Source organism: Aliiroseovarius sp. D2-2, assembly GCF_055809455.1.
The window spans coordinates 141,638-161,826 of record NZ_CM147913.1; the positions used below are offsets into that span (position 1 = coordinate 141,638).

Here is a 20,189-nt window from a genome sequence, read left to right on the forward strand (position 1 = left end):
TCTTGATCTATCTTCAGGCACGAAGACGTTCGTTTTCAGGGTCCCAAAGCGGTTGGTCTGGTTGGACCACGGCTTTGAACTTCTCACCGTAAATCTCGACCTCCAGCACGGTGCCGGGTTCGGCCAATTCACTGCGCAACATGCCCAGCGCGATCGAGCTGTTGACGCGATAGCCCCATCCGCCCGAAGTCGTTTCGCCGACGATTTCGTCGCCCGACCAGATGCAGGACATGTAAGGCGCGTCACAATCGCCAGCGTCGACCAACAGGGTAACGAAACGCTTCTTCGATCCTTGCTGTTTCTCAGCCTGAAGGGCGGCTTTGCCCGGGAAATCCTGTGGCTTGTCCAGTCGCACGAAGCGATCCAGACCACCTTCGAACAACGAATAATCCGTCGACAAGTCGCCCTTCCAAACACGATAACCTTTTTCCAAACGCAAGGCGTTCAGCGCATACATTCCGAAAGGCTTGGCGTCGGCCAACGTGATTGCATCATAGATTGCGGGCATGTCAGCGTTGGCTGCATGGACCTCCCAACCCAGCTCGCCCGCGAAGGATACGCGCACCAATCGCGTGGGTTTGCCTGCCAGCGTCGCCTCTTGATGCGTCAGCCAACCCAGCGACAGGTCGGCATCTGTGCCGATCTCGGTCATCAGGTCGCGTGCCTTAGGTCCCGTCACGATCAGAGTATCCATTTCCAGCGTGTGGTCAGTCAGGCTGACACCTTCCGGCAGCTTGCTGGCAAGCACTTCAAAGTCATGCCATTGTGCGGTGGCTGCGGTGATCAAAGTGAAGTGATCTTCGCCGTGACGCTGACAAGACATCTCGGTCAAAATGCGCCCACGATCATCTGCGAAATAGATCAGGTTCATCCGACCCACTTTCGTCAGTGCGCCAGTGACCATGCCACGCAACCATTCTGCAGCACCCTCGCCCGACAGTTCAAATCGCGAGAAACCCGGCAGAATCCAGAACACCAACACCATCACGCACGGCTTCGCATTCTTCTTTGATGCGTTGCTCCCACGGTCCGGACCGGCCCCAAGTGTGAGTTGCTTCAAGCGATGTATCGTCGCCGTCCTGCGCATACCAGTTGGCGCGTTCCCAGCCGTTGAAGGCGCCCATCACACCACCAGCCGCGATCACCTTGTCATGCACAGGCGACAGTTTCTTGTCGCGCGCGGCTGGCCATTCGTGATGCGGGAAGTGCATGGCGTATTCATTGCCGTAGACCTCCATGCCTTTCTGGTCGCAATAATCTTGGTCGGTATAGTCGGTGTAGCGGCGCGGATCCACGGCCCACATGTCCCACTCGGTCGCACCATCGACGATCCATTCGGCCATGACCTTTCCGGCCCCGCCGCCTTGGGCGATACCGAAGGTAAAGACGCAGGCCTCGAACGCGTTCGCGACGCCGGGCATTGGCCCCATCAAGGGCAAACCGTCGGGCGCGTAAGGGATCGGACCGTTAATCACACTGGACACGCCAGAGGTTTCCATCAGCGGCACACGCGCCATGGCGTCGACCACGATATCCTCGATCCGGTCTAGATCTTCCTGCCACAGCTGGAAGCTGAAATCGTCGGGCATCTTGTCGCCAGCATCGACCCAATGCGCCTTGCAGTTCGGCTCATACGGGCCAAGATTATAGCCGTGCTTTTCCTGACGCAGATAGTAGGACACGTCTACGTCGCGGATCAGTGGAAGCTTCTTGCCGGTTTTCTTGTTGTGGGCTTCGATCTCGGGGATTTGTTCGGTCAGAAGGTACTGATGCTCCATCACCATCATAGGCACGGTGCGGCCGCCATATGGCTTGAACCACTCGCCAACGCGTTGGGCATAATACCCGGCTGCGTTCACCACGTAGTCCGCTTCAATGTCACCTTTTTCGGTGTGCACAATCCACGTCTGGTCTTCTTTCTGGGTCACGCCTGTCGCTGGGGTGAACCGCAGAATTTTCTGCCCCATGTCACGCGCGCCTTTGGCCAGCGCCTGCGTAACCTGTGCGGGGTCGATATCACCGTCCGAAGGGTCCCACAGCACACCTTCCAGATCGTGGATTTCCAAGAAAGGATAATGCTCTTTCGCTTGCTCGGGCGTCCAGATTTCCATCTCGATGCCCTGATAGCGGCCCATGGAACAGGCGCGTTCGAATTCCTGCATCCGCTCCTTCGTGTGCGCCAGACGGATCGAGCCGGTCTGGTGATAGTTCATCGGATAATCGACCTCTTCCCCCAGGCGCGAGTAGAGCTCGGTCGAATAGCGCTGCATGTTCATGATCGCCCAGCTGGTCGAAAAGGTCGGCACGTTCCCGGCGGCGTGCCATGTGGACCCTGCGGTCAGCTCGTTCTTTTCCAGCAAGACACAATCGGTCCAACCTTTCAGGCCCAAGTGGTACAGCGTCGACGCGCCGACAACTCCGCCGCCAATAACGACGACACGGGCTTTGGTGGGGAAATCAGACATGGTGGTCTCCGTCTTCCTAAGAGTTACTGCGCGCTTTGCGGCAAGCCGTCAGCGATTTCGTAATAGTCGCCCTTGTCGGCAACAAAGATGTGTTTCTCGAGCGTTAGTCCAGTGGGTCCGTCAATTGCGCCCAGCGCAAAACTGATCGTGTCTTCGTCATGGGCTTTCCAGAACAGGAAGGATCCGCAGGTCGGGCAACTGCCGCGCTTGGCCGTGTCGCTGGCCGCGTACCAACTGACATCACCCGAAACTGTCAGGTCACTTTCCGCCACATAAGCCGAGGCCCAGATGCCGCCGGATTGCTTTTGACATTGGCGGCAATGGCACATGGAAACGCCCTTGAGATCTGCTGCAGTCTCAAACTGTATCGCGCCACACAGGCAACTTCCTTTCAGCATTTGATCCTCCTTAATAAACCGGCGGAGCGATCACCCAGATCGCCACAGCGGGTTCGTCATATGGATTTGCCCATACGAATGTTTCATGTTTGATGCGGAAGCTGTCTCCGGTTTGGACGGTGAACGAGCGCCCGCCAATAGTCAGATCCAGCTTCCCTGAAATGACATAGCCAACCTCTTGTGTGGGGCGGCTGGCAGGGGTTTCCATTTTGGAATGCGGCTCGAAAGTTGAGTGAACCATCTCGAAGTCATCGGTCAGGTCGGGGGAAAGAAGTTCTTCTATCAGACCTTCGTGGCCTGCCCCCATCGGACGTCGATTGCCTGCCCTGACAATGCGGCCCTTTTCGCCTTCTGGTGAAGATGTGTGCGCAAAAAGAAGTGACATGGGCACGCCCAGCGCCTCGGCGATCGCGCGCAGGTCTGAAATGGATGGCTCGGACTTGTCGCGTTCCACCTGGCTTAGCCACCCGACAGAACGGCCCAGCGCCTCGGCCAATTCTGTCAGCGTCATGCCACGCGATTTGCGCAATGCCCGCAGATCAGCCCCAATGCTGGTTCGATGCAAATGCTGTGGGTCGCTGTGAAGCATGTTGTCCTCGCATGAACGATCTCGTGAAAATTTCACGATTTTTTTCATACTGAGGCAAGAAGGCGATTCGCGGCAAGCATAATTGCGACGAATAAATGTCGCGATTTTGCTGAACCGCACTATGAAAGATGCGGATTAATACGGGTGTTGAACCTCAGCGTGCGAACGTATCCGACAGGATCTTTGCAAGCTCGGATGCGTCTTCATCAGTAAAGGCGGCGGGCTGGTCACTGTCGATATCCAGCACCGCGATCAGTTCCCCAGAGGCATTCCAAACCGGCAAAACAACTTCGGACTGTGTCGAGGACGCACAGGCGATATGGCCTGGAAAGGCGTCCACATCATCAACCAGCTGCACCTCGCCGGTTCGCGCAGCAGCGCCGCACACACCCCGGCTGAACGGAATTTGCAAACACCCATGCCCGCCTTGATAGGGACCAATTTTCAGCATTTCAGGGCCGGTTACGCGATAAAAGCCCGTCCAATTGAACCGATCATCTGCGTGGTGAAGCTCGCAGGCGATAGTGGCCATCAGGGCCACCACATCGTCTTCACCTTCTGTCAGTGACGCAATGGATTGCGAGATTTCAGCGTAGTTGATCTTCATGGTGTCTTCCAAATGAAAAGGGCGCGGAAACCCGCGCCCCATAGTGCAGGTTCGCTGACCTTACACGCGTTCGATCGCAATGGCAGTCCCTTCACCGCCACCGATGCAAATCGCGGCAACACCACGCTTCAAACCGCGTTTTTCCAGCGCATTCAAAAGCGTCACCATGATCCGCGTGCCCGAAGCTCCAATCGGATGGCCTAGTGCACATGCACCGCCATTCACGTTTACAATGTCACGCGACAGGCCCATTTCATGCATGAAGGCCATGGGGACCACTGCGAAGGCCTCGTTCACTTCCCACAGGTCCACGTCATTTTTGGTCCAACCCAAACGATCCAGCAGCTTTTGTGCAGCTGGGACGGGGGCCGTTGTGAACAAGTTCGGCTCTTGTGCATGGCTGGCATGACCCAGAATGCGCGCGCGAATTTTCAGACCAGCCGCATTGGCGGCGTCTTCCGAGGCCACAACCAAAGCAGCAGCCCCATCCGAAATGGACGAGCTGTTGGCCGCAGTGACAGTTCCCTCCTTACGGAAGGCTGGCTTCAAAGTTGGGATTTTGTCGGGACGTGCGTTGCCGGGCTGCTCGTCCTCACCCACCACGACATCACCCTTGCGGGTCTTGATGGTGACGGCGGCAATCTCGCCTTCGAACGCACCAGTTTTCTGAGCCTCAAGCGAGTTCGACAGCGACTTCAACGCGTATTCGTCCTGCGCTTCGCGGGTGAACTGAAAGCTTTCGGCGCAATCCTCGGCAAACGTGCCCATCAGACGGCCCTTGTCATAAGCGTCTTCCAAACCGTCCAAGAACATGTGGTCAACAACTGCGCCATGGCCGATCCGGGCCCCGCCGCGCATCTTGGGCAAAATGTAGGGAGATTCAGTCATGCTCTCCATGCCACCAGCGACCATGATGTCCGTGCCACCCAGCGCGACCTGATCATACGCGATCATCGCGGTCTTCATGCCCGAGCCGCACATCTTGTTCAAAGTCGTAGCAGGAACTTCATTTCCCAGCCCGGCTGCAAAGCCAGCCTGACGCGCAGGGGCTTGGCCCTGACCTGCGGGCAGAACACACCCCATCAGAAGCTCTTCGACTTGGTTGCCATCAGCACCAGCGTCTTCAAGCGCGGCTTTAATTGCCGCCCCGCCCAGTTCAGAAGCGGCCAGACCCGAAAATGCCCCTTGGAATCCCCCCATAGGGGTGCGCGCTGCGCCTGCGATAACCACGTTCTTCATCTTTGCCTCCAGCCAATGCTTTTCCTGTACTCGCTTACCGAATGGTAAGGATCGCCGTCTAGAGTGTAGTTCTACTAACCGCGTGAAGGAGCGAACTCGTGCAACTCAGTTTCCAAGACAGCCAGCAGGCCCGTGTGATCACCGTTGAAAACAGCCGGATCGACGCCGCGATTGCGATCAGCTTCAAAGATCATATGCGCGAAATGACAGCGGATGGCCCAGACCGTGTTGTGGTCGATATGACTCGGGTCGATTTCATCGACTCCAGCGGCCTTGGTGCAATTGTCGCTGCCATGAAGCAAGTTCCAGACGGGCGCAGCTTTGAACTTGCTGGGTTGTCCAATACAGTAAAAAAGGTGTTTAGCCTGACCCGGATGGATACCGTTTTCACCATTCATGATGATGTTTCCAGCGCCATTGATGGCGGGCTGGCCAACGCAAGCAGAAGCGACTGACATCAACAGGAGAGCATCGATTTTGCACAGTGCGGCGAAACAACACAAAACCCAAACGCTTGAGCTGAAGTTTCCAAGCGATGCAGTATCTGTTCGACAGGCTCTGCATCAAGTTATTGCGCTTGATCTGCCCTCGGATGAAAAGTCAGTTTTTCAGATCGTGTTGGCCGAAGTTTTGAACAACATCGTCGAACACGCATATCAAGAACGGCCCACTGGAATGATCGAGCTTTTGATCGAACAGGCTGATCAGGAAGTGCTTGTTCATGTCCATGACGACGGCATTCCCCTTCCCGATGGCCTTCTAGAGCGGAAGGTTGAACATGATCTGAATTGCCCGATGAAAGACTTTCCAGAGGGGGATTCGGTCGGTTTTTGGTGCAGGAACTAACACAAAACCTTAAGTACGAACGGGTCAATCAACGCAACTGTCTGGCTTTTAGCATCGCGATTTCCAATTCAGGAACTGCATAGAAATCGTCTGCCCCAACAGGCTACGACATGGCCGCTCAGTAAGCCGCACTTTACCGCTGGAAGCAAGTAGTTTTCGACTGTTTTGGCTTAGTTCAACTGAACCTGAAGGGGATATTGTCCGTCTTCAAAATCGCCGAAAGAATCCGGCAAATCAGGGTGTTCGATAGGCTCACCAGAGTAGTCAGCTACCAGATTCTGTTCTGAGACATAAGCGACATAGTAGCTTTGATCATTCTCTGCGAGCAGGTGATAAAACGGCTGATCCTTCGATGGCCGGCTTTCTTCGGGAATGGCGTCGTACCATTCCTCGGTATTCGAAAACATCGCATCGACGTCAAAAACTACACCACGGAACGGATGCTTCCGGTGGCGAACAACCTGACCCAGATAATATTTTGCGTGTGTCTTCAGCATTTGCCCTACCATGTTTCATGACTACCGCCGATCACTGTTGAATGTCCATCCAACATCACTGGAAAAATTGGAAACAGTTTGGACATCGCCGATACGACACCCCAAAATCGTCAGTGCCAGCAAAGATATGCCACGGTCACGAAAAAGGGATATCTGGTGATTCACACCGGCCGGAAAATCGGTTAGACTTGCGAAAAACATAAGAGCAGTAGGCAGATGAAGAAACTCATACTCGCGACCATGGTAGTTGCGTTCGTGGCGTCTTGTGGTGGCAAGTCCAGAGCGCCCCGAAACCTAGACAATGCGTGCAGTATCGTGCGCCAGCAGCCCAAAATGCTGAGCGCTATGAAAAAGACTGAACGCAAGTGGAAAGTCCCCGTGCATGTTCAGATGGCAATCATCCATCAGGAATCGAAGTTCGTGCATGATGCCCGCACCCCAATGAAATACGTGCTGGGAGTGCTTCCGATGGGGCGTCAAAGCTCGGCTTATGGCTATGCACAGGCGCTGGACGGCACGTGGAAAGAATACCAAAAGGACGAAGGTGGTCGCAGTTCGCGCCGCACCAACATACGACACGCCACAGATTTCATGGGTTGGTATATGAACAAGACGCGTGACGTGACTGGCATCCCGCTGTCCGATGCACGCAATCAATACCTCGCCTACCATGAAGGGCGGACCGGTTACCTGCGTGGCAGCTATAAATCCAAATCTTGGTTGGTCCGAGTGGCGGACAAAGTTGGATCGCGTTCGGCCATGTATCAGAGACAGCTTGCAAGTTGCCGCTGAAGTCTAATCTGACCCGGGTTCGAAACCTGGGTCAGACAGCATGAAGGTTTATTTACGCGATTGCTGTTTGATCGCTGATGTGATCGAGAACAGCGAAGCCCGAAGGGGCGCGCCCTTCTCTAGCTCGCCCAACAGAACCGTGGTTTTAGAACCCGCATTGTCCGTGATAATCCACTGACGCAATTCGGTTGGGTTCGATGTGAACTTCAACTCGATCGTACCAACTTCGGGGTTGTCAGGATCCTGCGCAACAACAGTGGTCGCGGTACCATCATATTTGTGACCCACCACCATCTTTGCCCGGTTCAGATTCACATTGCGTGCCAAAATCAAGTTCAGCGGGGTGCGTTTCAGCGGATACTGCTGAGGACCCGCATTTGATTTCCCATCAAAGATCGCAACCTGGAATCCACCAGCAACCACCAACGCATCCATCGGAGGGTTGTATTCGAACCGCGCACGGCCGGGACGTTTCAGATAGATCGTACCGGTTGAGATCGTTCCGTCGTCATTGATTTGGGTGAACTGAGATTTAGCGGTGTTTAGCGCGTTCAAATAATTTGAAATCGCACTCAGGCTAATCTTCTCGGCCTGAGCCGGAAGCGCTGTGGCCACCAAAACAACGGCGGCGAAAGTCATACGTAAGGGGGTCATGTATCCTACCTTTACTGCTCGGGCTTATCCTATCCCGTTTGATATGGGGAATTTAAGCCCGAACAGTAGGTGATAGGCGATAACGCGCCTTTCAAGAGGCGCAGTTATTCCGTGACAGCGGCGGTAATGATCACTTCGACCTTGTGATCTGGGGTTGCCAGCTCGGCAGAACCGGTCGCACGCGCCGGGGCAAATCCCTTGGGCACCCAAGCATCCCAGACCTCGTTCATCTCAGCGAAGTCTTTCATATCTGCCATCCAGATGATTGCTTGCAGCATGTGTTTCGTGGACGAGCCTGCTTCATCCAAAAGTTTTTCAACACGAGCCAGACATTCGCGGGTTTGGTCTGCCACGCTGTCGCCGGGGTTGCCGACCTGACCGGCCAGATACACGACGCTTTTATGCGTCACGCTTTGGCTCATACGGTCTGTTGTATGTCGTCTTTGAATCATAGGTTTGCCTCAGTTTTTATCATTGAAAGCACGTCGACCCCGAAGGGTCGACGCAATCCGGATCGTTGTCCGGGCGGGGTTTTACTGCTGTTCGGGGATTAGGATATCACGCTTGCCAACGTGGTTAGACGCCGACACAAGCCCTTGATCCTCCATCTGTTCTACAAGGCGCGCGGCCTTATTATAGCCGATGCCCAGCTTACGCTGGATATACGAGGTTGAGCACTTGCGATCCTTGATCACAATCCCAACCGCCTGATCGTAAAGCGCGTCTTCGCCACCAGTGTTGCCACCTGTGTTCAGACCGAGAACGGCGTCAATGTTGTTGGCTTTGTCTTCGGCTGGCCCATCTGAAACGCCGCCCACATATTCGGGCGGTCCAAAGCTTTTCAGGAAGGTCACGATTTCTTCGACTTCTTCATCCGACACAAACGGGCCGTGAACACGGGTAATTTTCGACCCGCCAGCCATGTAAAGCATGTCACCCATACCCAAAAGCTGTTCTGCGCCTTGCTCACCAAGAATGGTGCGGCTGTCGATTTTCGACGTTACTTGGAACGAAATCCGGGTGGGGAAGTTAGCCTTGATCGTACCGGTGATCACGTCGACCGACGGGCGCTGCGTGGCCATAATGATGTGAATGCCCGAGGCACGTGCCATCTGGGCAAGACGCTGAATGCAGGCTTCGATTTCCTTACCTGCGACCATCATCAGATCGGCCATTTCGTCTACGATAACCACGATGAAGGGCAGTTTCTTAGGCGCGAACTCCTCGGTCTCGAAGATCGGCTCTCCGGTGTCATCGTCAAAACCGGTTTGGACGGTGCGTTCGAACATCTCGCCTTTCGCCAGCGTATCTTTCACCCGGCCGTTATAGCCTTCGATGTTACGCACACCCATTTTGGACATCTTGCGATAGCGTTCTTCCATCTCACCCACGACCCATTTCAAGGCAACGACAGCCTTCTTCGGGTCAGTCACAACGGGAGAAAGCAGATGCGGAATGCCGTCATAAACGGACAGTTCAAGCATCTTCGGATCGATCATGATCATGCGACAATCTTCGGGTGTCAGCTTGTAAAGCAGTGACATGATCATGGTGTTGATCGCCACAGATTTACCCGACCCCGTGGTCCCTGCGATCAACAAGTGAGGCATCTTGGCCAGATTCGCCACGACAGGCTCGCCACCAATATCCTTACCCAAGGCAAGCGGCAGTCGATGATTGCCATCACCAAAATCACGGGTCGACAGGATTTCGCGGAACGAAACCATCTCGCGCTTTTCGTTGGGCAGTTCGATCCCGATGACCGATCGGCCTGGAACCGTCGATACACGCGCTGACAGGGCCGACATTGAACGTGCAATATCGTCGGCCAAACCGATCACACGGCTGGCTTTCAAACCCGGTGCGGGTTCAAGTTCATACATGGTGACGACAGGGCCGGGACGGACCGAGACGATCTCGCCCTTCACGCCATAGTCATCCAGCACAACTTCCAGCATCCGCGCGTTTTCTTCCAACGCCTCGTCCGACAAGTGGTGACGCTCGATGGTCACTGGGTTTGCCAACAGATTCAGCGGCGGAAGCTCGTAACCGGGATGGCTTTCTTCGAACTTCAAATCAGGCTGTGCTTCCGCCTTGGCGCGGGCCGAAGGTTGGACCTGCTTTTTCTGAGGATGCTGAACAACCTTTTTGGAGGGTTGCGTAAACCCGGAATGCTGTGGCGTGTAAACGCGGGCTTCGGGCTCTGCCTCGGGTGCCATCAGGTCTTCGACGATCAAATCGTCATCATGAGTGATGGGCACGTCATCCGCATAAGGCGCTGCCATTTCAGGCGCATCGTACATCGACTGCTCATCCATCGGAGCCGTTTGTGCGTAATCAACATAGTCTTCGACCGGCACAGCCATGTCAGGCTCTGCAGGGGATGTCGTGTCCAAGATCATCGGATCGGGGCTACGGCGATGGCGCGAAACCGCGCGCTCTAACGGAGGTTCGGCGCGCATTGGATTGGCGACCGGCATCTCACGCGAACGGTTCTTCAAAGCCGACGCGATTTTGGCACGGATGCGGTCTTCGCCACCCAGCCCCTCGGGAATATCGCCTTCGAAGATCTCAGGCTCTACCAGTTCCGGCTCGGGCTCTACATTTCGGCGCATTAGGGACGCCAGCAAGCCCTGCTTTTGCGGGGCCGGTGCAGACGCGATTTCTTCCTGAGCATGTTCTTGCGAAGCCCCATGAAGCGGAGGTTCGGGACGCATCACACGCGCTGTACGCAGCGGCGGCGGGGCCGAAAACTCTTCTTCATACAGTTCTTGATATTCTTCTTGCGCCAACTGTTCCTCTTTGCGGGCAGCATGGCGTTCCTGCATATGGCGGGCAGTTGCGGCAGCGCCAGTGGCCGCCCCTTTTGCACCTTTGCCCAGCAGGGATACGATCCCGGCGTAGGTCATGACGACCCCAACAACCAAGAAGTGACCGATCCGTTTCAGTTCGTCCTTGTCCAGACCAAGCACAAATATGGTTGCGACAAGCGCAGCCAATGCAGCGATCGCTGACATAACTTTCAAACCAGCGCCTGCACTGATGGGCAAGGCGGCCAACATGGCCCCCAGAACGGTATCGCCAAACAGCCCACCCAGACCGAAAGAATGGGTCCAACCGGCCCCCGGAACCAAGGTCGATGCATAGACCGAGCACAATGCAACAGCGATGGGGGCAAAAATCAAACGTCCGAGCGCGCGTTCTTCACCGAAGTGGAACGTCATGCGCAAACCCCAGACAACCAAGATCAATGGCAAAGCCCATGATCCCAGCCCGGCGATGACGGAAAGCGGCGATGCGATGAAGGCACCAAAGCGGCCCATCGCGTTGCCAGCAGGCGTATCTGTTGCCGACATCCAGCCCGGATCTTCTGGTGAATAGCTTCCAAGGATCAGCGCGATCATGATGCCCAGCGCGATCAGGCCGATGCCCAAAAGCTCTTTCCCGCGTCGTTCGATCACAGCCTGTGTGGTGCTGTCAAAGATCGGATCTTGTTGTTTCGCCTGATACGCCATACCACCTCGTCCTTACTTATACAGACAGTCGCGAAGCTGGATCAGCCCGCGTGTCATGTCTTCTTTTGGGGCCACCATTGCGACCCTAATGAACCCCTTTCCGGGGTTTTCTTCATTCACGTCCCGCGACAGATACGCACCGGGCAAAACCCGCACGCCTGTCTTGGTCCACAGTTTCATTGCGGCCTCTTCGCCGTCTTCGACGGGCAGCCACAGGAAAAAGCCCGCTTCGGGGGGCCTGTACCCCTCGACGCCAGCAAAAATCTCGTCCGCAATCGCGTATTTCTCTTGATACAGCGCGCGGTTCTCGACCACATGCGCTTCGTCCGTCCAAGCCCGTTCAGCCACACGTTGCAGCGGTAGCGGCAGCGGCGCACCGGAATAAGCGCGCAACTGACGCACACGCCTGATGCTTTCAGGGCCACCTGCGATAAACCCAGACCGAAGACCGGGCAGGTTTGAGCGCTTGGACAGCGAATGGAAAATCGCAACACGTTCGGGGTCTGCGCCACCTTCACGGGCGACCTCCAACGCGCCAGCCGGCGGCGTGTCGCGATAGATCTCGGAATAGCATTCATCCGCGAAGATCTGGAAATCATACTTCTCGGCCAACGCAATCAGGTTAGCCCAGTAATCGCGATCCGCCACGGCCCCTTGCGGGTTGGTCGGCGAACAGATGAAGGCCACTTCGGTCCGGTTCAGAACCTCAGGCGACAGTTGCGAATAGTCCGGCAAAAAGTTGGTTTCGGCCGTTGCAGGCAGAAATACGGGTTCAGCCCCAACCGTGACGGCGGCCACAGCGTAGACCTGATAGAACGGGTTCGGGATCAACACGACGGGCTTTTCACCACGTGCTGTCTGTTCCGGGCACAGCGCGATCAAGGCGTTGAAAAGCCCTTCACGGGTGCCATTCAGGGCCATGATCTGATCTGCAGGAACATCGACGCCATAGCGGCGATCCAGCCATCCAGAAATCGCATTAAGCAGTTCGGGCGCGCCTTCATTGGGCGGATATTTCGCAAATTCATCAACGGCTTGGGCCAACACTTCAGGCACCCAGTTCGGAAACGGGTGCTTGGGTTCGCCAATCGTCATATGCATGATCTCTCCGCCCGGCGCATGTGCGTCGAGAAGGGTCCGCAAACGCGGAAATGCATATTCGGGCAAGCTGGAATACCGCTCGGGAAACGTCATAGGAACGTCTTTGCTACTGCCTCAGTTATCGGGATCATGTCGCCCCGTTTGGATCGAGGATAGCCTGCATTATCCGCGTGGTCCAGAAATACGCAGTGATATTCGGCGCTTGAGAGGCACAGTTGTGGCTTTTAGGACAACACTTCCTCAGCGGCAGCCCCAAGGCGCAACAGGCGTTCTTCGCCAAATGGCGCGCCCAGAAGCATGATACCGGTCGATGGAAGGCCCGTTGGCAAGCTTAGCCCGCATAGGCCCAGAAGGTTGCCAATGCGGGTATTTCTTAGCGCCCAAAGGTTCTCTTCGACATAATAATCATTGTCCGACATCAAGCGGTCCACATTCGGTGGCATGATCGGGGATGTGGGCAAAACCACTGCGTCAAAACCTGCGATTTCAGACATGAATTCCGCGCGAATTTCATCCAACCTTTGCCATGCAGCCACAAAATCAGCGCCTGAGAACGTCGCCCCCGCCATGAACCGTTCGCGGATGGCCGGGAACATCAGATCGGGCTGCGCTTCGATTTCAGTGCGCCATGTGGCGTAGGCTTCCGTGGTGAACAAAACACCAGACAAGGCAAGCGCTTCATCTACGATTGGCAGATGCATGCGTTTGACGTCAGCTCCGCCATCCATCAAACGGCCCAGCGCGCTGTCAAATCCCGCCAATGGTTCGTCACGACACCCTTCGAACCCGTTTTCAAGCACCAACATGCGCGTGTTTTTCAACGACGTCCCGCGAAGGTCTGCCGCCTGTCCGCCTTCCAACGCGGCCAGCATCAAAGCGGCGTCTTCAACGGTGCGACACAACGGGCCGACCGTGTCGAAACGTGCAGCAAGTGCTACGACGCCTTTGGCCGAGACCCGGCCCGACGTGGTTTTCAGCCCAACCAGATCATTCCATGCCGATGGAATTCGTACCGATCCGCCCGTGTCCGATCCAATTCCGCAAGCGGCCAAATTGAAAGCCACAGACGTCGCCGCACCGGATGAACTGCCCCCGGACACTGCGTCGTGATCATTCACGCAAGGGCTGGTCGCCGTGACCGGGTTTAAGCCAAGACCCGAAAACGCCAATTCGCTCATATGTGTTTTGCCCAAGCAGACCAGGCCAGCGGCGGTGGCGTTGCGCAGCACTTCGGCGTCCTTGGATGGCACACGGTTTTTCAGCAAGGCTGACCCAGCTTCAGTCGCGACTCCGGCAGTGTCAAAAAGGTCTTTCCAACTGATCGGAACGCCATCAAGCAGACCCAAACGTTGCCCAGAACGGGCGCGCTTTGCTGCGGCGCGGGCTTCTGACAGCGCGCGTTCCTCGGTCACGCGGGCATAGATGCGGTCGGCAAACGAGTGGGATTTGATGGCATCCAGATAGGTGCGGGTCAGGGCTTCGGGGTCAATCTCGCCCTTGCCAATGGCTCGGCCCAGATCACCCATGCTCATGGTCAACCACGTATCGCTCATCCCTGCCTCCTTTTTTGTCCGTCCGAAAGACGGTAACGACAGGACGACGCATGGACAATCCTAAACGAGAGGGGCAGAAAGAGCATATGAACTATGATGCCGATATCCTGATCGTGGGTGGCGGCCTGAATGGCCCCGCCTTGGCGCTGGCCCTGGGCGACACCGGGTTTAAAGTTACCATGGTAGATGCGCTTCCAAAGGGCGCACGCGGTGGTGACGATTTCGATGGCCGCGGATACGCCCTTGCGCTGGCCTCGCAACGCCTTCTGGCCGCACTTGGCGTTTGGCCCAAAGTTACCGATAATGCCCAACCCCTGTTGGATATCCGCATCTCGGACGGGCGCCCCGGCGAAGGCCCCGGCCCCTTCGTGTTAGAGTTCGATCACGCCGAGATCGACGAAGGTCCGATGGGCTATATGATCGAGGATCGGTTCCTTTCACGCGCTTTTCTGGACGCCGTGGAAGCCCATCCAAACGTCACGTTGATTGATCAAGATACGGTCGTTGCGCAAGACAATGGCCCCGCATCGGTCACGCTTCAGCTTGCTTCGGGAAAATCGCTGACAGGCCGCATGGTTGTGGGATGCGACGGGCGCAGGTCCGGTACAGGTGAACGTGCTGGGATCAAGCGGCATGGGCATGATTATGGGCAGACATCTTTGGTGTGCGCCATTGACCACGAATTACCGCACGAAGGTGTCGCACATCAGTTCTTCATGCCGTCGGGCCCGCTTGCGATCCTGCCCCTGCCGGGCAATCAGTGTTCCATCGTCTGGACGGAAACACATGAAGAAGCCGCGCGTATTCATGCGCTGGATGATGCGGGTTACGTCGAAGAGCTGCGCCCTCGTTTCGGGTCGTTCCTTGGCGACATCAGCCTCGCGGGTAAGCGGTTTACCTATCCATTGAACCTGACGGTCGCGAACAGCTTTATCGCGGATCGGCTGGCCTTAGTTGGCGACGCAGCCCACGGAATGCACCCGATCGCAGGTCAGGGGCTGAATTCCGGTCTGAAAGACGTGGCTGCGTTGGCCGAAGTTCTAACGCTCGCGCGTCGCCGTGGCGAAGATATCGGTCGCCTTGATGTGCTGGAACGCTATCAACAATGGCGCCGCTTTGACATTTCGCAAATGGTTATGATGACAGAAGCCACCAACCGGTTATTTTCCAATGACAATCCGATCTTACGCGCTGCGCGGGACATCGGATTGGGCGCTGTGAACGCTATGCCAGGATTGCGCCGCAACTTCATCCGCGAAGCTGCTGGACTAACCGGTGATCTACCGCGTCTTCTACAAGGTCGTCAGATCTGATCTGTCATTGATGATCGCAACTGCCTGCCCTACCGTGCGCCTAACGCCAACGGGAGAATAGGCATGAACATCCTTTTCATCATGTATGACCAGCTTCGGTTTGATTACCTAAGCTGTGCTGGCCACCCCATTTTGAAAACCCCAAACTTCGACCGTGTGGCTGCCCGCGGTGTGCGATTTACAAATGCCTATGTGCAGTCCCCAATCTGCGGTGCCAGCCGGATGAGCACCTATACCGGACGTTATGCCTCGTCCCATGGGGCGCAATGGAATGGATTTCCGCTTCGTGTCGGAGAGCATACAATGGGCGATCACCTACGTGAGGCCGGGATGGAGTGCTGGCTTCTGGGCAAGACCCATATGAAAGTCGACGCCGAAGGTATGAAGCGGCTGGGGATTGCGCCAGACAGCGTGATCGGTGCGCGTCAGGCCGAATGCGGTTTTGATGTCTGGGTCCGCGATGATGGGCTTTGGGCCGAAGGACCGGACGGGTTCTATGACGAAAAGCATTCACCCTATAACGCCTACCTGAAATCCAAGGGATACGAGGCCGAGAACCCATGGTCCGTGAATGCCAATGCGGGCGTTGATGATGGCAAAATGGCCAGCGGCTGGATGTTCGACAATGCCGACAAAGCCGCCAACATACGCGAAGAAGACAGCGAAACCGCATGGCTAACCAGCGAAACCTTAAGCTTTATGGACCAAGCCAAGGGACCATGGTGCGCGCATGTAAGCTATATCAAACCGCATTGGCCCTACATCGTGCCCGCGCCGTATCACGATATGTATTCGCCCGACGATATCCCCGATGCCGTCCGGTCCGAAGACGAACGCCAGAACGCCCAACCCGTTTTTGACGCCTTCATGCAAAATAAAATCGCAGCCGCATTCCAGCAGGATGAAGTGCGCCGCAAGGTGATTCCCGCCTATATGGGCTTGATCAAGCAATGCGACGATCATCTGGGACGTATCCTCGATCATCTTGAGACATCCAGGCAGATGGATGACACGATGATCGTTCTGACCTCGGATCACGGGGACTATCTGGGTGATCACTGGTTGGGCGAGAAAGACCTGTTCCACGAACCGTCCGTAAAAGTGCCGTTGATCATCAGCGATCCGCGCCCATCAGCTGACGCGACGCGTGGCACAACCTGCGATGCTCTCGTCGAATCAATCGACCTTGCGCCTACCTTTGTTGAAGTTGCCGACGGCACCGTGGCCGATCACATCCTAGAAGGTCGCAGTCTGATGCCCTGGCTGCGTGGCGAGACACCAGACTGGCGCGACTTTGTGATTAGCGAATATGATTATTCGTCTACTCCGGTTTGCGGAAAACTTGGGGTCAGTTTGCGCGACGCACGCCTGTTCATGGTGTTCGACGGGCGGTTCAAGTTGATGCATGCCGAAGGGGGTCTGCGCCCAATGCTGTTCGATCTGGAAACCGATCCGAATGAACTGAATGACTTGGCCCGCGGCAACTCACACGGTGATCAAATCGACCGCTTATATGAAATGTTGGGGCAATGGGGCCGCAGGATGAGCCAGCGTGTCACCAAATCGGATGCTCAGATCGAAGCTGGCAGGGGCCGTTCGATGCGTCGGGGGATCTTACCGTACCTGAAAGATGGGTCAGAAGTGTCCGAAGAGCTGACACAGGCTTATCGGGGCCTATCGCTGGAAAACCACGTTAGGGATGACAAGGCGTGATCAGGGCGCATCTCGCTACTTTTCCTCAACGACAAGGCGTGCTGCGTGACGCAGTCCAAAGCATCGCTTCGCAGGTGGATCAGGTATTTATCTGCCTGAACGAGTTCACGTCGCCTCCCCCCGGGTTGGATGAATTCTCGAACCTTGAATTCCTCATTCCAGATGAGGATTTGAAAGACGCAGGAAAGTTCGCATTTCCAGTTGCAAGCGACGATGTTGTTTTCACCATTGATGACGACATCATCTATCCAAGCGACTATGTCGAGCGCACGTTGGCATTCACTGATCAGCTTGATCTTGAGGAGAATACGCTTGGCTATCAGGCACACGCCTTTGTTTTCAAGTCGCAGTTGAAACGACTTGGCTGGCGGAATTTTGCGTTTGGAAAAAAATGCCCTCAAGTTTTCAAGGTCGACCTTCTTGGAACCGGGACGGCATGCTTTCTTGGCAAGAACTGTCCAACCCTCTCAGAAATTCGGCCCTGCGCAGGGTTTGTCGATCTGAGGTTTTCTCGGCGTCAAACAAACTTGGACGTCACAATGTGGTCGTTACCTAGGGATGAAGGTTATTTGACAAACAACTTGCCTGAGGAGCTTTGGGAATTGTCACTTTTCAAGACCGTGAACTTGCAGAAGCCTCCGGATCTAACGCGCGAACTTCATCAGCTTCTTCAAGAAAGAACCCCGCATTCTGGATTAAAGCTCGAAAAAGTTTTGAAAGAACGCGACAATCACAGAATTGACTAAGCTGCTGTTTTGTATTCTATTTTAGGGATAATTGGTGCCCAGAAGAGGACTCGAACCTCCACGTCCATACGGACACTAGCACCTGAAGCTAGCGCGTCTACCAATTCCGCCATCTGGGCACGGGTTGGTGAGGCGGGGAGTAAAGCGACCCGCATTCAGTGTCAACAGCATTTCGCCGCTTTTCACGGATTCCGTTTGCGCCTTGCCCAAAAGCGCTTTGAAAGCTATTCAAAAGCTAAGAAATTCAAGGAGAGCTTCCATGTCCAATCTGGTGACGATCTATGGTGGTTCAGGATTTATCGGACGGTATATTGCGCGCCGCATGGCCAAGCAGGGCTGGCGCGTTCGCGTCGCAGTGCGTCGTCCGAATGAAGCCCTGTTCGTGAAACCCTATGGTGCCGTGGGTCAGGTCGAACCTATCCTGTGCAACATTCGCGATGACAATTCCGTTCGTGCGGCCATGCATGGTGCCGATGCGGTCGTGAATTGCGTGGGCGTTTTGAACTCGGTCGGGAAGAACAGCTTTGACGCCGTTCATCACGATGGGGCCGAACGTGTGGCACGCATCGCGTCGGAAGAAGGTGTTGGGCAGCTTGTTCAGCTTTCTGCCATCGGCGCGGACGAAAATAGCGAAAGCGAATATTCACGCACCAAAGCGCAAGGTGAGGCTGACGTAAAAGCGGCATTCCCCGGCGCGGTGATCTTGCGCCCTTCCGTCGTTTTCGGAAGCGAAGACCAGTTCTTCAACCGCTTTGCCAGCATGACACGCTTTGGCCCTGTCCTACCGATCACCGGTGGCGACACCAAGTTCCAGCCGGTCCATGTGGATGACATTGCCAAAGCCGCCGAGAAAGCTGCTTTGGGTCAGGTCGACGCCGGCACCTATGAGCTGGGTGGCCCGGATGTTGAAACGCTGCGCGATTCGATCAATCGCATGCTGAAGATTACTCAGCGCCGTCGCCTTGTGTTGAACCTGCCATTCGGCATCGCCCGACTTCAAGCCGGGATCTTTGATTTTGTTCAGTGGATTTCTGGCGGCCTGATCAAGGCGCCTCTGACTCGTGATCAGGTAACAAGCCTGCGTTATGACAACGTTGTCGCTGACGATGCGAAGGGGTTTGAGGACCTAGGCATTACGCCACGCGCCATGTCTGCGATCTTGCCGGACTATCTGTGGCGCTTCCGCGTGGGCGGGCAATATGCGGCGATCCAGAACTCGGCCAAGAACCTGCGCACAGGCGGCTGACACTGTCAGAGAGAATGATTGAAAAGGCGCGGTTCATCCCGCGCCTTTTTTCTTTACAGATAGGCGATGCCCAACAGCACGACCCCCAACGCAATCCGGTAGATCACATAAGGCGTGAAGCTTACCGATCGCAAAAGGCGCATCATCAGGCTCAACGCCAAAAGAGCTGCAACAAAAGAAAACATTGCAGCAATTGCGCCGTCCTTGGCGACTTGGGCGTCAGCTGTGGCTGCAACCTCGGACCCTAACAAGACGCCTGACGCGATAATGGTCGGGATCGACATCAGCATTGCCAGTTTCGCACCATCCGAGCGTTCGTAGCCCAGCGCCCGCGCGCCCGAGATCGTAGCACCAGACCGTGACGTACCAGGGATCAACGCAAGGGCTTGCCACAGGCCCATGATCACTGCGTCCTTTAGGCTCCAATCTTTAGCGGTTTTTTGCACCGCCCCTTTCTGGTCGACCCAATACAACACCAAGCCAAAGATGATCATGGTCCAAGCAATCACTTTGATGGATCGCATCGCATCGCTCATCCCGGTCACTTTGAAAATCAGCCCAAGGATGACAGCAGGAATTGTCGCGATCACCAGCAGAAACGCCAGTTTCGCGCCGGGTGTATCGATCCGACCTGTCAGCATGCGCGGAATACCCGCCAGTCCAATTTGAACATCTTTCCAGAAGTACAGAACAACGGCCCCCAACGTGCCCAAATGAACAGCAACATCAATCGCCAGACCCTGATCCGGCAAACCCGTCAGGCGAGGCACCAAGACAAGGTGACCCGATGAAGAAACGGGCAGAAATTCAGTGATTCCCTGAATGATGGCGACCAGAAGAATATGGGCAAGCGACATGCGCGGTTCCTTGAAATGCGGCTGTGCGGCAAGCTAAAGCAGCCGTTCGGAAAGGGAA

The 20,189-nt window shown here is 55.7% G+C and carries 18 protein-coding genes, 1 tRNA gene and 1 pseudogene; 7 read left to right on the top strand and 13 right to left on the bottom strand.

What is annotated here, in order from left to right; genetic code table 11:
* Positions 1–13: 13 nt before the first annotated feature.
* The 5 genes and pseudogenes from AC0L6A_RS00680 to AC0L6A_RS00700 form a co-directional block, all read right to left on the bottom strand.
* A pseudogene (locus AC0L6A_RS00680) lies at positions 14–2,465 on the bottom strand (GcvT family protein).
* Between the two features lie 23 nt (positions 2,466–2,488).
* The gene (locus tag AC0L6A_RS00685) at positions 2,489–2,863 is read right to left on the bottom strand and encodes a GFA family protein (protein ID WP_473291544.1); all 375 of its coding nucleotides are present in this window, start codon (positions 2,861–2,863) and stop codon (positions 2,489–2,491) included.
* A 10-nt stretch (positions 2,864–2,873) separates the two neighbouring features.
* Positions 2,874–3,452, bottom strand: a complete 579-nt coding sequence (locus tag AC0L6A_RS00690; protein ID WP_473293332.1) for a helix-turn-helix domain-containing protein — start codon at positions 3,450–3,452, stop codon at positions 2,874–2,876.
* A gap of 154 nt (positions 3,453–3,606) precedes the next feature.
* Entirely contained in the window at positions 3,607–4,059 is a 453-nt protein-coding gene (locus tag AC0L6A_RS00695; RefSeq protein WP_473291546.1) for a GAF domain-containing protein, read from the bottom strand.
* Between the two features lie 60 nt (positions 4,060–4,119).
* Entirely contained in the window at positions 4,120–5,298 is a 1,179-nt protein-coding gene (locus tag AC0L6A_RS00700) for a thiolase family protein (RefSeq protein ID WP_473291547.1), read from the bottom strand.
* Between the two features lie 98 nt (positions 5,299–5,396).
* On the opposite strand from AC0L6A_RS00700, the gene AC0L6A_RS00705 reads away from it, so the two are divergent.
* On the top strand, positions 5,397–5,753 hold the full coding sequence (locus AC0L6A_RS00705) for an STAS domain-containing protein (protein WP_473291548.1): 357 nt from the start codon (positions 5,397–5,399) through the stop codon (positions 5,751–5,753).
* The gene (locus AC0L6A_RS00710; protein ID WP_473291549.1) at positions 5,719–6,144 is read left to right on the top strand and encodes an ATP-binding protein; all 426 of its coding nucleotides are present in this window, start codon (positions 5,719–5,721) and stop codon (positions 6,142–6,144) included. The genes AC0L6A_RS00705 and AC0L6A_RS00710 overlap by 35 nt, the downstream gene beginning before the upstream one ends.
* Before the next feature lie 170 nt (positions 6,145–6,314).
* Here AC0L6A_RS00710 and hspQ read toward each other — a convergent pair whose 3' ends face one another.
* Positions 6,315–6,641 carry a heat shock protein HspQ gene (gene hspQ / locus AC0L6A_RS00715; RefSeq protein ID WP_473291550.1) on the bottom strand — a complete coding sequence of 109 codons (327 nt, stop codon included), beginning with the start codon at positions 6,639–6,641 and terminating at the stop codon, positions 6,315–6,317.
* A 216-nt stretch (positions 6,642–6,857) separates the two neighbouring features.
* Between hspQ and AC0L6A_RS00720 the strand changes: the two genes are divergently transcribed.
* The gene (locus AC0L6A_RS00720; protein ID WP_473291551.1) at positions 6,858–7,433 is read left to right on the top strand and encodes a transglycosylase SLT domain-containing protein; all 576 of its coding nucleotides are present in this window, start codon (positions 6,858–6,860) and stop codon (positions 7,431–7,433) included.
* A 48-nt stretch (positions 7,434–7,481) separates the two neighbouring features.
* Here the strand turns inward: AC0L6A_RS00720 and AC0L6A_RS00725 are convergent, their stop codons facing one another.
* From AC0L6A_RS00725 to AC0L6A_RS00745, 5 genes are all read right to left on the bottom strand, one after another.
* Positions 7,482–8,087 (bottom strand): LolA family protein, encoded by a 606-nt coding sequence (locus AC0L6A_RS00725; protein WP_473291553.1) that lies wholly within the window; start codon positions 8,085–8,087, stop codon positions 7,482–7,484.
* A 104-nt stretch (positions 8,088–8,191) separates the two neighbouring features.
* A complete protein-coding gene (locus AC0L6A_RS00730; protein ID WP_473291554.1) occupies positions 8,192–8,539 on the bottom strand; it encodes a RidA family protein in 348 nt (115 codons plus the stop codon).
* A gap of 81 nt (positions 8,540–8,620) precedes the next feature.
* On the bottom strand, positions 8,621–11,602 hold the full coding sequence (locus AC0L6A_RS00735; RefSeq protein WP_473291555.1) for a DNA translocase FtsK: 2,982 nt from the start codon (positions 11,600–11,602) through the stop codon (positions 8,621–8,623).
* A gap of 12 nt (positions 11,603–11,614) precedes the next feature.
* Positions 11,615–12,796, bottom strand: a complete 1,182-nt coding sequence (locus tag AC0L6A_RS00740; RefSeq protein WP_473291557.1) for an aminotransferase class I/II-fold pyridoxal phosphate-dependent enzyme — start codon at positions 12,794–12,796, stop codon at positions 11,615–11,617.
* 131 nt (positions 12,797–12,927) lie between these two features.
* The gene (locus tag AC0L6A_RS00745; protein ID WP_473291558.1) at positions 12,928–14,256 is read right to left on the bottom strand and encodes an amidase; all 1,329 of its coding nucleotides are present in this window, start codon (positions 14,254–14,256) and stop codon (positions 12,928–12,930) included.
* Positions 14,257–14,306: 50 nt separating this feature from the next.
* Between AC0L6A_RS00745 and AC0L6A_RS00750 the strand changes: the two genes are divergently transcribed.
* From AC0L6A_RS00750 to AC0L6A_RS00760, 3 genes are all read left to right on the top strand, one after another.
* Positions 14,307–15,569 carry an FAD-dependent monooxygenase gene (locus AC0L6A_RS00750; protein ID WP_473291560.1) on the top strand — a complete coding sequence of 421 codons (1,263 nt, stop codon included), beginning with the start codon at positions 14,307–14,309 and terminating at the stop codon, positions 15,567–15,569.
* A gap of 63 nt (positions 15,570–15,632) precedes the next feature.
* The gene (locus tag AC0L6A_RS00755) at positions 15,633–17,282 is read left to right on the top strand and encodes a sulfatase-like hydrolase/transferase (protein ID WP_473291562.1); all 1,650 of its coding nucleotides are present in this window, start codon (positions 15,633–15,635) and stop codon (positions 17,280–17,282) included.
* A complete protein-coding gene (locus AC0L6A_RS00760) occupies positions 17,279–18,028 on the top strand; it encodes a hypothetical protein (protein WP_473291563.1) in 750 nt (249 codons plus the stop codon). The genes AC0L6A_RS00755 and AC0L6A_RS00760 overlap by 4 nt, the downstream gene beginning before the upstream one ends.
* 32 nt (positions 18,029–18,060) lie before the next feature.
* Here AC0L6A_RS00760 and AC0L6A_RS00765 read toward each other — a convergent pair.
* Positions 18,061–18,147 (bottom strand) — tRNA-Leu (locus tag AC0L6A_RS00765).
* 140 nt (positions 18,148–18,287) lie between these two features.
* Between AC0L6A_RS00765 and AC0L6A_RS00770 the strand changes: the two genes are divergently transcribed.
* Positions 18,288–19,274 (top strand): complex I NDUFA9 subunit family protein, encoded by a 987-nt coding sequence (locus AC0L6A_RS00770; protein WP_473291564.1) that lies wholly within the window; start codon positions 18,288–18,290, stop codon positions 19,272–19,274.
* A gap of 53 nt (positions 19,275–19,327) precedes the next feature.
* On the opposite strand, the gene AC0L6A_RS00775 is transcribed toward AC0L6A_RS00770, so the two are convergent.
* Positions 19,328–20,131, bottom strand: coding sequence for an undecaprenyl-diphosphate phosphatase (locus AC0L6A_RS00775; RefSeq protein WP_473291565.1), 804 nt, complete (start codon positions 20,129–20,131; stop codon positions 19,328–19,330).
* Between the last annotated feature and the right edge of the window lie 58 nt (positions 20,132–20,189).

What these genes read in the sequence shown, in the direction of transcription:
- AC0L6A_RS00735 (WP_473291555.1), bottom strand. Translation starts at nt 11,602, where the DNA reads ATGGCGTATCAGGCGAAACAACAAGATCCGATCTTTGACAGCACCACA.
- AC0L6A_RS00750 (WP_473291560.1), top strand. Translation starts at nt 14,307, where the DNA reads ATGGACAATCCTAAACGAGAGGGGCAGAAAGAGCATATGAACTATGAT.
- AC0L6A_RS00775 (WP_473291565.1), bottom strand. Translation starts at nt 20,131, where the DNA reads ATGTCGCTTGCCCATATTCTTCTGGTCGCCATCATTCAGGGAATCACT.
- AC0L6A_RS00725 (WP_473291553.1), bottom strand. Translation starts at nt 8,087, where the DNA reads ATGACCCCCTTACGTATGACTTTCGCCGCCGTTGTTTTGGTGGCCACA.
- AC0L6A_RS00690 (WP_473293332.1), bottom strand. Translation starts at nt 3,452, where the DNA reads ATGCTTCACAGCGACCCACAGCATTTGCATCGAACCAGCATTGGGGCT.
- AC0L6A_RS00720 (WP_473291551.1), top strand. Translation starts at nt 6,858, where the DNA reads ATGAAGAAACTCATACTCGCGACCATGGTAGTTGCGTTCGTGGCGTCT.
- hspQ (WP_473291550.1), bottom strand. Translation starts at nt 6,641, where the DNA reads ATGCTGAAGACACACGCAAAATATTATCTGGGTCAGGTTGTTCGCCAC.
- AC0L6A_RS00685 (WP_473291544.1), bottom strand. Translation starts at nt 2,863, where the DNA reads ATGCTGAAAGGAAGTTGCCTGTGTGGCGCGATACAGTTTGAGACTGCA.
- AC0L6A_RS00710 (WP_473291549.1), top strand. Translation starts at nt 5,719, where the DNA reads ATGGCGGGCTGGCCAACGCAAGCAGAAGCGACTGACATCAACAGGAGA.
- AC0L6A_RS00695 (WP_473291546.1), bottom strand. Translation starts at nt 4,059, where the DNA reads ATGAAGATCAACTACGCTGAAATCTCGCAATCCATTGCGTCACTGACA.
- AC0L6A_RS00730 (WP_473291554.1), bottom strand. Translation starts at nt 8,539, where the DNA reads ATGATTCAAAGACGACATACAACAGACCGTATGAGCCAAAGCGTGACG.
- AC0L6A_RS00740 (WP_473291557.1), bottom strand. Translation starts at nt 12,796, where the DNA reads ATGACGTTTCCCGAGCGGTATTCCAGCTTGCCCGAATATGCATTTCCG.
- AC0L6A_RS00755 (WP_473291562.1), top strand. Translation starts at nt 15,633, where the DNA reads ATGAACATCCTTTTCATCATGTATGACCAGCTTCGGTTTGATTACCTA.
- AC0L6A_RS00770 (WP_473291564.1), top strand. Translation starts at nt 18,288, where the DNA reads ATGTCCAATCTGGTGACGATCTATGGTGGTTCAGGATTTATCGGACGG.
- AC0L6A_RS00745 (WP_473291558.1), bottom strand. Translation starts at nt 14,256, where the DNA reads ATGAGCGATACGTGGTTGACCATGAGCATGGGTGATCTGGGCCGAGCC.
- AC0L6A_RS00700 (WP_473291547.1), bottom strand. Translation starts at nt 5,298, where the DNA reads ATGAAGAACGTGGTTATCGCAGGCGCAGCGCGCACCCCTATGGGGGGA.